Genomic DNA, 1,664 nt, shown 5'->3' on the forward strand with positions numbered 1-1,664 from the left:
AAAAATTCCATGTTATATCACCCCCTTTCCTTCCAAATGGAAAGAAGGGATAATAACAAGCCCACCTTCACACGATATACAGTTATACTTCTATTTTATCATATTCCTATTTATTTAAATAGAGAATCCACAATGATACATTCATTTTCAAATAATCTAGTTTACTATAATTAAAATATGTTTACTTAAAGGTTTTTTACACTTACCCTTAAATTTTATTAGAAATAGTAATTGTTTTTCGAATTTTATAATATTTATTTATCAAGTTTTAACGATTTTAAATATTTGTGGTATATGTTACCATTTTATTAACCTATTAGTTACATTATCCTAATAAGTTAATAAAATAATAAGGGGGATTATTTATGTCAAAGTCAAAAATTAAAAAGATAGTTGGGGCGCTAAGTTTAACATCTGCATTACTTATTTCTGCAATGCCGGCAAGTGCTGGTTCAGGATTAATATGGGTTAGAGACAAATACCCTAATGCATATGAATTTGATTATAATGGCGCTAAGGGGACAGTTAAAATTTTTTACAGAGATAAAAAAGGGAATACTAAAACAAAGATAGAAAAATGCTACATGGATAACAACACATGTTATGTACCAGATAAATGATAAAAAAAGCACTCAATTCGAGTGCTTTTTTACTTTGAATAAAATCGTCTTAAATTTTTTATCGCCCCCTCCACCGTTTTCCATATATAGTATATATGTTACTTTTTTTGTATTTTAAGAGAATTTTTTTGAGACACACTCAAAAAAAGGGCTCTCAAATTCATTTATAAAGAACGTTGATTATCTATGTAATGCAATAAGATTAGAGAGTTAAAAAACTCCTTAAAAACAAAAATAGACCCCTTATAACGTTTTTTCGTTTTTCAGGGATCTATTCTCTCTAGAATTCTATTCTTCTATGTCTTCTTTTACTTCTGCGGATAAAATGTCTTCAGCAAACTTCTTGTAGCCATTATACCCTTTCTTTGCAGCCTTTTTCTTTATTGCTTCTACCACCTTTTCATCAAGATAGAGACTTAAATGCTGCTTTTTTTCTTTTAATTCCTCTTTTGATTTGTTTTCAATTTTTTCTTTGAAAACTTCCAAATCCTTTTTTAAGTACAATCGTTCAGTAGATTTCCCTTTAGCAATCTCTTTAAAGGGCAATATCCCGTCTTTAGCGGCATTATGAACGTAAGTCTTAGACTTATTTAGAAATTCAGCTGCTTCTTTTAACGTTAAAGAGTCTTTGTATAATTCCTCTAACTTTTTTACATCTTCTTGCTCAAAGCGATATCCGCCATCTGCTTTCCAGGTCGCCAGATTGATAGGTTCGATCTGTTTATACTTAATTAAATAGCCTAATTGATTTTTTGTTAAACCTACCCTACCGCATACCTCTTCTAAAGATAAATAGTCCATTTCTCACCTCGTCCGAAACTTTCATTCTAGCTGTTGTTTGAATTTTCTTAGTTGATACTTTGTTAAACCTGTTTCTTTTACTACATCTGTAATTGAGTACTCCTTATACTGCAAATACTTAAATGGATTCTCCATATAACGTTCTCGTACCTTATTAAATGTACTCTTTTTCGATAAAGAATTCAATTGCTCTCCTTTCTCTCGGATGGAATCGAAAATGGGACAACCTTTACAATGTTTGTA

The 1,664-nt window shown here is 30.2% G+C and carries 2 protein-coding genes and 1 pseudogene; 1 reads left to right on the top strand and 2 read right to left on the bottom strand.

Annotation, left to right across the window (positions count from 1 at the left end; genetic code table 11):
* Window positions 1-365: 365 nt before the first annotated feature.
* Complete coding sequence (locus tag FOT98_RS30470) at window positions 366-620, top strand: hypothetical protein (protein WP_000045595.1); 255 nt, start codon at window positions 366-368, stop codon at window positions 618-620.
* 288 nt (window positions 621-908) lie between these two features.
* Here FOT98_RS30470 and FOT98_RS30475 read toward each other — a convergent pair whose 3' ends face one another.
* On the bottom strand, window positions 909-1,421 hold the full coding sequence (locus FOT98_RS30475) for a helix-turn-helix domain-containing protein (protein WP_078383742.1): 513 nt from the start codon (window positions 1,419-1,421) through the stop codon (window positions 909-911).
* Window positions 1,422-1,442: 21 nt separating this feature from the next.
* Window positions 1,443-1,664, bottom strand: a pseudogene (locus tag FOT98_RS30480) (transposase); the annotation flags it as partial.

The sequence above is a fragment of the Bacillus sp. HY001 genome (genome assembly GCF_007558965.1).
Taxonomy (GTDB): Bacteria; Bacillota; Bacilli; order Bacillales; family Bacillaceae_G; genus Bacillus_A; species Bacillus_A mobilis.